Annotated in this window: 12 protein-coding genes; 8 read left to right on the forward strand and 4 right to left on the reverse strand. The window is 37.4% G+C overall.

The features are described from left to right. The 4 genes from ACK8HY_RS05165 to ACK8HY_RS05180 all read right to left on the reverse strand — a co-directional run bounded on the left by ACK8HY_RS05165 (position 1) and on the right by ACK8HY_RS05180 (position 3,026). Positions 1–1,158, reverse strand: coding sequence for an HlyD family secretion protein (locus ACK8HY_RS05165; RefSeq protein WP_416132947.1), 1,158 nt, complete (start codon positions 1,156–1,158; stop codon positions 1–3). A gap of 39 nt (positions 1,159–1,197) precedes the next feature. After that, positions 1,198–1,572 carry a DUF3302 domain-containing protein gene (locus ACK8HY_RS05170; RefSeq protein ID WP_416132948.1) on the reverse strand — a complete coding sequence of 125 codons (375 nt, stop codon included), beginning with the start codon at positions 1,570–1,572 and terminating at the stop codon, positions 1,198–1,200. 73 nt (positions 1,573–1,645) lie between these two features. Further along, positions 1,646–2,296, reverse strand: coding sequence for a hypothetical protein (locus ACK8HY_RS05175; protein ID WP_416132949.1), 651 nt, complete (start codon positions 2,294–2,296; stop codon positions 1,646–1,648). Positions 2,297–2,399: 103 nt separating this feature from the next. Then, positions 2,400–3,026 (reverse strand): Crp/Fnr family transcriptional regulator, encoded by a 627-nt coding sequence (locus tag ACK8HY_RS05180; RefSeq protein ID WP_416132950.1) that lies wholly within the window; start codon positions 3,024–3,026, stop codon positions 2,400–2,402. Between the two features lie 308 nt (positions 3,027–3,334). Here ACK8HY_RS05180 and ACK8HY_RS05185 point away from each other — a divergent pair, with 308 nt between their 5' ends. From ACK8HY_RS05185 to ACK8HY_RS05220, 8 genes are all read left to right on the forward strand, one after another. After that, a complete protein-coding gene (locus tag ACK8HY_RS05185) occupies positions 3,335–3,520 on the forward strand; it encodes an MBL fold metallo-hydrolase (protein ID WP_416132951.1) in 186 nt (61 codons plus the stop codon). Between the two features lie 291 nt (positions 3,521–3,811). Then, positions 3,812–4,771, forward strand: coding sequence for a rhodanese-like domain-containing protein (locus ACK8HY_RS05190; protein ID WP_416132952.1), 960 nt, complete (start codon positions 3,812–3,814; stop codon positions 4,769–4,771). Positions 4,772–4,778: 7 nt separating this feature from the next. After that, positions 4,779–5,105, forward strand: coding sequence for a rhodanese-like domain-containing protein (locus tag ACK8HY_RS05195; RefSeq protein WP_416132953.1), 327 nt, complete (start codon positions 4,779–4,781; stop codon positions 5,103–5,105). Positions 5,106–5,137: 32 nt separating this feature from the next. Further along, positions 5,138–6,421: an MFS transporter gene (locus ACK8HY_RS05200; protein ID WP_416132954.1), complete on the forward strand. Its 1,284-nt coding sequence runs from the start codon at positions 5,138–5,140 to the stop codon at positions 6,419–6,421. A gap of 125 nt (positions 6,422–6,546) precedes the next feature. Then, positions 6,547–6,753 (forward strand): hypothetical protein, encoded by a 207-nt coding sequence (locus ACK8HY_RS05205; RefSeq protein WP_416132955.1) that lies wholly within the window; start codon positions 6,547–6,549, stop codon positions 6,751–6,753. A gap of 907 nt (positions 6,754–7,660) precedes the next feature. Beyond that, entirely contained in the window at positions 7,661–8,488 is an 828-nt protein-coding gene (locus ACK8HY_RS05210; RefSeq protein WP_416132956.1) for a hypothetical protein, read from the forward strand. A gap of 11 nt (positions 8,489–8,499) precedes the next feature. After that, a complete protein-coding gene (locus ACK8HY_RS05215) occupies positions 8,500–9,342 on the forward strand; it encodes a thioredoxin-like domain-containing protein (protein WP_416132957.1) in 843 nt (280 codons plus the stop codon). Positions 9,343–9,348: 6 nt separating this feature from the next. Then, positions 9,349–9,768, forward strand: coding sequence for a DUF1573 domain-containing protein (locus ACK8HY_RS05220; RefSeq protein ID WP_416132958.1), 420 nt, complete (start codon positions 9,349–9,351; stop codon positions 9,766–9,768). Positions 9,769–9,932 lie beyond the last annotated feature (164 nt).

A 9,932-nucleotide genomic window follows, 5' to 3' on the forward strand; every position in this document is an offset into this window, starting at 1 on the left:
TTAATGCAGTTTTGGAATTAAGTAATTGATTTTACTGCTCACACGCACCATTACTTTCCGGATAAGATGCAAGGGTTTGATGTGGTCGGAATAAATGACAGCCGTTCCTCTTGCACCGACAGTTAAGGATTGCTCGTTTTCGTCCAATACAAATTTTGCAATAAGCTTTCCATCCGTTTCGGGCACTAGTCGCGCTGTCTCCGGAATTCCTGATGTTGTGGCATTACCACCAAGCATTCCACCGGCATTGTTCATGATACCCTGACTGGTTGCATCAACCACATATTCCAATTTGGCTTTGACCACTTTCCCCGGAGCTGTTTTTAAAGCAAGCTCGACCTCATTTCCACTTTTTACCGTTTCCAACTCATTTTGAGAGAAGAAGGCGATAATAGATTGTTGTTTCTGGATCAGTACGAAAGCAGATTTGAACGGCGCCATCATGGCTCCTTCATTCAGCTGTACATTCGGAATCAGACCATCGGTAGGCGCTAAAACTACTGTTTGGGAAAGATTCCATTTTGCCTGATCCAATTTAGCTCTCAGTTCCGCAATAGACGCATTTTCGCCATTATGTGTCGAATGATATTTGGCTTCAAATGATGATTTTTGAGCTTGAGCAGCGCTAATTCGCGATTGCAGATCCTGCGAAGTGGCGAGGGCTTGTTCCAGGTCAAACCTATTGGCAGCACCAGCAGCGACGAGTTCCTGATATTGCTTTATTCTTTTATTGCTCAGATCAAGCTGAGATTGTAAACTCAGTATATTTTTGCGTGAAGCATCGATATCCGAAGTATAGGAGGAAACGGTAGATTTCATATTGCTAAGTTGCGCTTCTAAGGATTTTATCTCTTGCTCGTATGGCACCGGATCTATGGTAAACAGTGTGTCTCCTTTTTTTACCTCCTGATTTGTTTTTACATATACCTTTTTCACTTTCCCTAAGGTTTGGGTTGTAATATCGACACTGCGGTTTCCTACCTTTACATCCGATGTAATGGGACAAAAATAGTTGAGGCTCAATATCAGCGCAATAGACCCAAAAATAGGTAAGGAGTATACAACAACCTGCGTATTGAAATTCCAAGGGATTAGTTTTAGTTTTTTGATGAGCAGCCAGCAAATACCAGCATATATTCCTATTAGTAATTCTAACATAATTTTTTGTTCTAGATGATTCTGTATTTCTTATAGAATTTATTTCTTTTCCTCGATAGCCAAGCTTTCTTCATCTGAGGACGAGTCTGATTCACTTAAATCTGGAGCAGGTGTTTTATCTTTTTTGTAGTCGTAGTTTGCCCATATCAAAGCGACTGGCCAGAGAAGGCCGCCGAATATCAATGAAAGTAAACACATGCTTTTTATGGCATTCAGCTGTGGATGATTTTTTTTCTCCGCTACTTTTTCAGGATAAATGTGCACTTTCCAAAATAGAAATATTCCTGCGATCGGTAAGATGAATATGATCAGCCATGATGCGACATCTGCGATCCTGTCTTCGGTACCGCCTGTAGCGGCATGCGAAACGCTGCACAACAGCAATAAGTATATTGTTGCGAATAATTTTTGCATGATAAAATAAATTTGGTGATAAAAATCTCGGCAATATCAATTAAGATAAAGCCGAGCATCATGAAAACATGATTTAAAACGAGTCTTTAGTTCCATATTCTTCGCGAAGTACATTTCGCAAAAGATCAACATTTTCATGGTAAATCGCGGTTTGTTGCGGACTTAAGACTTTCTCAAATGCTTTGTCCGTTTTCTTTAGCGCTTTATGCAGTCTACGTTGTGCATTTTTTTTACCTCTATTATTATCCGTAGAAAAGTATAAGTCTAAGTCCTTTCTTACATTTTTTACTACTGTTTGATTGATTTCAAAAATCGGATCGAGCTGATCTTGGGCTAAATCCAACATTTTAGCCATGACAATAGTTCTAAAAGTAGCTGCTCTTATTATTTTGTTTTCCTTAAAGAGTTGAAATTGTACCGGTGATAGAATTTCCTGTACAGCTAGGTTCCTTTGTTTTAGGATATCTGTAAAACTTTCCATGTTCTCAGTATCGCCTATTTGTTGAGCGTTACTGTTTTGGCGTAAGTTTTCTACAGCATTGGCCGCCTGAAGGTTTATTTGATAGACCTGTTCGGCTTGCGTTGCTGTCATATTTAAAAATGACATTTCTTGGGTCATGTACAGGCCAACCTTTTCTGCGTCCTGAGATTGGGCATGTGCTGCATTAACTTCTAAAAGTGCGAATAAGCTTAAGACTCCTATTCTTACAATAAATTTGTTCATTTTGTTTTCGTTTTAAATCATACTATCTGTGCAAATGGCTGTTTCACAGCTTTTTTGACGAAGCAAAATTAGAACGAATACAGGCTAAAAAAGTATTCTTAAGTTAGTTTTTTGGTGGGCGTTTTTTTTGTATACGGGCTGTTAATCGGGATAAAGAATTTGGTGTAATTCCCAAGAAATTAGCGATATGCTTACGATTTGTGTTTCTGGTGACGTACGAACGGTTTTCCAGGAAAACTTCATAGCGGGCACTCGGGGAGTCACTGCACAATTGTTCGGTACGTATACGTAATGTATCAATGATAATTTTTAATGATTTGATATAGAACTGGAAAATCCCTTTGTGCAGAAAGGCTAACTCTTCAAATCGGTCTTTTGGAAACAGCAGTAACTGGGTGTCTACCGTAGCTTCGATGGTATATTTTGTTTCCTTTTGATCCGCGTAATATTCGGGAATCCCGACAATAACGGCATGATCTGCTTCCGAAGAAAAAAAAACATTATTTTCGGTTCCATCATCCGAGTAGAAATACCAACGTAACAGACCTGTCGTGAGTACAAAAACAGCATCAAAACGATCGTCCGTTTTCACAAGTTTTGTCTTTTTTGGAAGAAACAACGGCTTGCATATTTTCGACAATTCGAGACGTTCATCATCATTCAACTGATGAAGAGATTCCAAATGTTGTAATATTTCCGGTTGGCTTAACATTATTGTTAACGTATACATTCAAATTTAATAAAAATTGCTTTCATTTTAGTGAAAAAACGACATTATGCAATGCAAGGAAATTGTAACAGGTAACTGTCTTATACTAGATTCTTGAACGCGAATCGTAAACGGAGGTTCCCTAGCGTCGAAAATTGACGGCAAGAAACGCAAGCCCGCATTCGGTTGCTTTGTATTAGCGGTGGGCATTTATATTATCGTTAAAGAAACGATCCTTTAATAAAAGTCGCTTGTGTAACATAAGTGACCGTTCAAGTAAAATGAAAATAGGAAATTTGCAATATCATAAACAATTAAATTATAAGACAATGACAGTAGAACAGATTTATACCGGGTGTTTGGCACAAGGTGCTTATTACATCACTTCTAACGGTCAGGCAGCAATTATTGACCCATTGCGTGAAACACAGCCCTATGTAGAAAGGCTGAAGAAAGATGGTGTACAATTGAAATATATTTTTGAAACACACTTTCATGCCGATTTTGTAAGTTGACATGTTGACCTGAGCCGGAAGACCCATGCTCGGATTGTTTTCGGACCTACAGCAAATACAGAATTTGAGGCGATTATTGCCGAAGACAACCAGATTTTCGAGATTGGAAAAGCAAGAATAAAAGTACTGCATACACCGGGACATACTCTGGAAAGCACATCGTACCTACTGATTGACGAAAACGGAAAAGAAACGGCCCTATTTAGCGGAGATACCCTTTTTCTGGGTGATGTAGGAAGACCAGATTTGGCTCAAAAATCAACAAACCTGACACAGGATCAATTAGCTGGAATGCTATACGATAGTCTTTATACAAAGATTCTACCCTTAGCTGATGACATCACGGTGTATCCGGCTCACGGAGCGGGCTCCGCCTGTGGTAAGAATATGATGAAAGAAACGGTAGATACGCTTGGGAACCAAAAGAAAGTAAATTACGCACTTAACCAACCCGATAAGGAATCCTTTACCAAGGTGGTTACAGATGGACTGCTTCCACCGCCTGCTTATTTTGGAATGAACGTATCTATGAATAAAAAAGGCTATGACAGTTTTGATGATGTGCTGAAACAAGGTATGAAAGCTCTTTCGGCGGAAGAGTTTGAGATCATCGCCGAAGCTTCGGGCGCATTGATTTTGGATACACGTAATAACGGGGAATTTGCTAAGGGGTTTATTCCGCAATCTATTAATATTGGGTTAAATGGTGATTTTGCTCCGTGGGTAGGTTCCATGATCGTTGATGTAACACAACCGATTTTATTGGTGACGGATCCGACCAATGAAGAGGAAGCGGTCACCCGTTTAAGCCGTGTTGGATTTGACAATGTATTGGGACATTTGGAAGGTGGATTGGAAAGCTGGATAAAAGCAGGAAAAGAAATCGATACTGTAAACCGTATCACGGCTCAGCAGTTTGAGCTGGAAGCGAAAGCCGACAAAATCAAAGTGATTGATGTCCGTAAAGAATCCGAATATGCTTCTGAACATGTGCAAGACGCTTATAGCAAACCTTTGGCCTATATCAATGACTGGGTGAGGGATATCGATCCCAAGGAGCATTTCTATCTGCATTGTGCCGGTGGGTATCGAAGTGTAATTGCCGCCAGTATTTTACAGGCAAGAGGGTATCGGAATTTTACAGAAGTGGAAGGCGGTTTCAGTGCCATTGCACAGACGCATGTCCCTAGGACCCAATTCGTATGCCAGAGAAAATGCTTAAATAATTTCAATTCCATCATCAAAAAATAATTATACAATGTTTAAGTTATTCAAAAATATATTTGGACCGGCCGATAACGGTCCTCTAAAAGAAGCAATCCGAAACGGAGCTTTTCTAGTCGATGTACGTACACCCGGTGAATTTTCAATGGGAAGTGTAAAAGGGGCTGTAAATATTCCCCTCAGCGGAATGCCAAATCAACTGTCAAAATTCAGGAGCAAGAAGGCCATAGTCGTGTTTTGTAGAAGCGGTAACCGAAGTCGCCAGGCAAAACATATCTTGGAACAGGGCGGACTGAATAACGTCATCAATGGCGGTTCCTTTAAAAACGTGAGCCAGGTAGTAAATCCAGAGAAATTTTAAAGAAAGATAAAGAAATTAGAAAAGGAAGAGGTATGGGCAAGGTAGTGAAAAATAACATCCAACAGGGATTAAAGGAAAACTGGAAACAATTTGTCATTCTGATCATTGTAAATGCCTTTGTGGGTGGCATGATTGGTATGGAGCGTAGTATTTTCCCCCGGTTTGCCGAAGTAAAATTTGGTATTGAATCGAAGGCAGCCATTCTTTCTTTTATTGCAGCATTCGGAATTACAAAGGCTATTGCTAATTATTATACCGGTAAGCTGGCCAATAAATTTGGGAGAAAGAAATTATTGCTGCTGGGATGGCTTATAGCCATACCAGTCCCGCTAATCCTGATTAACGCAACCGACTGGAATTGGGTATTATTTGCCAATGTTTTGTTGGGAATCAGTCAGGGATTAACCTGGAGCAGCGCCGTGATTATGAAGATAGATTTGGTCGGCGAAAAAAACCGTGGACTGGCGATGGGCTTAAATGAATTTGCGGGATATTTTGCTGTTGGGTTGGTGGCATTTTTCACGGGATATGTAGCACACCAGTATGGAGTTATGCATTATCCGTTCTACATCGGAATTTTCATCTCTATTGTAGGCCTTCTTCTTTCCTTGATCTGGGTAAAAGATACCAATATCTTTGTTCAGAAGGAAAAGGTAACATCATATACAAAAAAGCTGAACAATGTTTTTGTCGAAACTACTTTTAAAAACAAAACATTAAGTTCGGTGACTCAAGCGGGGCTGGTTAATAACCTGAATGATGGTATGATCTGGGGGTTATTGCCGATAGCTTTGCTATCGCTTCATTTTAATACCGAAAATATAGGGATTATTACAGCAGCTTATCCAACAGTTTGGGGGATCGGTCAATTGTTTACCGGGAAAATGTCCGACCATTATTCAAAAAAAGCAATGCTGTTTTGGGGTATGCTCCTTCAGGGAGTAGCCATCCTTATTATTCCGTTTACCAGTCAGTTTTATGCACTTTTAGTTCTTTCCGGATTATTAGGTTTGGGTACAGCTTTGGTTTATCCCACATTTCTTTCGACGATTGCAGCGGCAACATCGCCGGTACAGCGTGCTGAAAGTATAGGAACTTTCAGGTTATGGAGGGATATGGAGTATGCTTTTGGGGCTGTAATTTCTGGTGTGGTTGCTGACTTGATGGGAATAGAATATGCCATCTTTATTATCGGCAGCTTGACCATTGTTTCAGCTCTCGTTATCAGATTCAGGATGCCCAAAATAATCAGTATACCAACTGATATCGGATCAAGGGAAACTAGTTTTGAAGACAGGTTGGAAAATCAATTTTGATAACTCACTATTAGCTTCTCATTTATAGTAGTTTAATCTGATAATAAAGGTTCCATTGAATTTTCGTGATCACAAGAAAATCAGTGTATGAGTAAATATCTTTAGCAAAGTTTCTGCTATTGGCTATGTTCACTTTTGATTTGAAAATAGCCCAGAATATCCTAAAAGGTGCAGCGTGTGTAGACCTGGAACAATATAAAAATAAGGATATCCTTCCGGATGTTTTTAATGTTCCGGCTGCTCCCTTTGAAAAGACGCTGGTGCAATTAATGGGGAATCATTATCGCCACACCAATGGTACATTACCAGCCCTTCACCGCGAACTTGTCTGATTAACAAATAAGGTGCGATATAATAGATCCCGCATTGGCTCAGGCTGCGATCTGCTTTTGAATGCTGAAATAAAAATATATTGATGTGGGGGCATTATACACCTGCAACTCTTGCCGATATCAAGGCGGAAAAGGAATATATGGTCATTCTGCATAAGCAGGTTCTTGACCTGGTGAGGCAAGGGTAGAGCTGGGACGAGTTGTACCGCAATGTGAAATTTTCCAACGATGTGAAAAAATGGGGTGGTTTTGACTCCATGGGCAAGTTCAATATTTTGGGAATGTACAGATGGGTGATCAATCACAGAAGAGGCGTTTGGTAAATGACCTATGGCAAATCGCCAACTCTATTTTTGTTTTATCTTCGAAAGCTTTGGATGATATTTTAATCGTTTTCTGCATGATTTATTATTAATTAAGAATTGCTTTTAATAAAGTCGGTGGTAAGGATAGCAATTTAACATTTTTAATTTGTCTGAAAAACAGGTAAGGCTACCTCCCTGAGTTTTGGGAGAAAGAGTAAGTCAGATAACAGTATCAATTTAAATTTCATTATTATTTCATTGTTTATTTCATTTTATAACAAGAGTAAAATTGAAATATCACATCAGGTATTATTATAAATCCCTAGATTAATTGTTTCCTTAGTTTCGATCAATTCAGTTTAAATTTCTAACAGTCTTGAAGAAAAAGTATAAAAAAGATGATTTTTAATATGTTTTTTAATAATTTTCACAATTTTCGAATACATTAATCTTTTAATTTAGGAGTATTGGAAGAATAATGGGTTTACGATTGACCTAAAATTTATCTCAAGAACAGCAGAGTAATTATCCCAATTTTAGTTATGTATGACAAAGTCGCAAGTTGTTTTATATAAGTGTTTTATATCTAAATTATGATTATTGTGAAAAAGTTAAACTGTTTGATACTTTTTAAAGTGTTATTTATTCTCCTCTTCTTTTCATGTTCTAAAGATCACGGAGGCAACCATAGTATGGATACTCAAAAGGTGGAAATAACACCTGCGGTAAAGCAATTGCTTGCATCCGGTAATATTACATTCAATGCGATTTCCTTTGGAGACCTCATCAGTAACAACGAAAAGTACTCTTATGTTTATAATAAGATCAGTCAAACCATTTCCTTACTGAATCTGAATAAGATTCAAGTAAATCTTGCAAACGAACTCCTTGAAAACCTGTCGCCGGAAATTTATACCTCCTCTGATAAAAAAGATTATTTTGTGGGAACATTTCTTCCAAAATGGCTTGTAAAAGCAAATGCAAATTTTACTTTTAATGAAATCAAAATGATTTTTGCTTCATATCATAGTCCAAGCGAAATAAAGAAAATGTTCGCTCCTATAAATGTAAAAACAAAAGCGGTGTCGGGTTCAAAAGCTTCAACATCTTGTGATGTAAATGAAGAATACTCAATTTGTGGATCAGAAGGTACATTGGATAATCCGACTCCTCCAATTACTCCTTGCACCGCGGGGTGTTTCTGTGCTTCCGGCTATCTAAGAGCTTATCCGGGCGGTCCATGCGTCAGTGCTTCTGAGTCAGGAGGTGGTGGTGTCTCGTGTAATTGTAAAACTTCAAATTCTGTTGCAACTTTGTGTGGTGGTGTATGGAATGCCAATGAATATTGTAAAAGTGTATCATGTAAAACCATTAGATTTTGTGGAGTGGCATTTGCTGAGACCTGCAATGGACGTTGCGAACCCAATTAACTCTTGATAATATGATGAAGAAATTTTTTATCATAGCAACTATTTCCTTTTTGCTGCTGTTTCTCTTAGGTTTGATCAGATATCTTTTGGGAATAGAAAGTAGTACAATTATCGGATGTGCGATATATTATCTTTTTTATTATATCTGTATGCAGACTCAAAAAACCTTGGATAAAACCAAGGTTTTTTTAGCCACTGTTTTTGGGATATTGATTCTAAACGTACCTTTGAGAATCACCAATTTTTCTTCCAGTCTGATAACATTTCCGGAAATGCTCTTCTATATAATTTCATTGGTAGTTGCCTTTCTGAGTTATAGCGAGAAGAAGACAGTATTCAGATATATAATTTTATCTATTTATTTACTTGCGGTTTCAATTGCTTCCCTAACACTTTACCCATACTGGTTCAATTATGTAGATTATGGTAATTTTTCAAAACAACTAAAAAAAGCGGAGATTGTAAATGATATTCGGGTGTTAACGAATAAAAAGAATGAAAAGATCTTAAACGGTAATGGTAGGATTTTGATACTTGACTTTTGGAATAGCGGATGTGTGGCCTGTTTTGAAAAGTTTCCTGTTTTGCAAAAACTTAATGATAAATATTCCGGAAGAGTAGACTTTTTTGCCGTTAATGTCCCTTTTAAAAATGAAAACCGTCTAGATATACTTAAGAAATTACCTGAAATAGGATATACTTTCAATACAGTGATTCTTAAAGATAGCCTCGCCTATAAGGAGTTGGGGGTTAAAGTTTTTCCAACCACCTTACTTATAGATAAAGACGATAAAATTATATATAGGGGAGATATTGAATCAGTTGAAGATGTGATCCGTAAACTTTTAAATTAAAATACGATGAAAAAGTACAATATATTATTTTTGTGTATCACTTTAATAATCTTTTCAAAGTCCTGTATATTTTCTAATGCAGCCCCTGTATTGGTAATCGATAAAAAGGTTGAAACTCAAACTAAAGATTCGCTCATTTATTTTGGGTTCGAAATTCAGAATAATAGATCTAAACTATTGGAGATTTTATCTTTGGCCTCTAGCTGTGACTGTACAGAACTTGAGATCGATTCTAAAAAAATCGCTCAAAATGGAAAGGCAAGAGTGAAAGGTGTGATAAATACCAATTATTTTGAAATCAAAGATACTGGTTCAAGTACGATTATGTTCCGCAATAATTCAGACAAAACACTTGTAGCAAAAGAATTCCATTTTTTTATGAAACAGGATTCGACCTATGATCTGATTGAAAAATTAAGTATTTGATATTGCGGTTTTTTTAAAATTAATTCTAGATAAATGATATGATAAATTTATTATTGTTGGGGTTGTCTCTATTCGAGATTTTAATTTGTTTAATTATTATTTGTAAGTGTCCCAAAAAATCATACAGCTTAAAACTGGACATAAATGTTTAGATTTAAGTAATA

Origin of the sequence: Sphingobacterium sp. NGMCC 1.201703, from assembly GCF_047784615.1 — a bacterium.
GTDB lineage: Bacteria > Bacteroidota > Bacteroidia > Sphingobacteriales > Sphingobacteriaceae > Sphingobacterium.